General features: G+C 50.9%; 1 protein-coding gene. It reads left to right on the forward strand.

All coding sequences use genetic code 11. The features are described from left to right. A partial coding sequence (locus tag HBA93_RS23960; protein WP_221724871.1) for an inorganic phosphate transporter occupies positions 1–230 on the forward strand: 230 nt, incomplete at both ends.

Genomic DNA, 230 nt, shown 5'->3' on the forward strand with positions numbered 1-230 from the left:
GTAAGTTCAACGCATATTGCTGTTGGTGCAATTTTTGGCGTTGGTTTTTTCCGTGAATGGGATGCGGAGCGTCGTCTTAAAAAGGCTCATCAATCAACAAATGGCCCGAAAATAGCGCCGGAAGAGCGCCGCCGCCGCAAACTGGTGCGACGCTCTCACGTGCTAACAATTGGTGCGGCTTGGGTATTCACGGTACCGGCTGCGGCTATATTGTCGATGCTTATCTTCTT

This window comes from Ochrobactrum sp. SFR4, assembly GCF_019730395.1.
Lineage (GTDB): Bacteria > Pseudomonadota > Alphaproteobacteria > Rhizobiales > Rhizobiaceae > Pseudochrobactrum.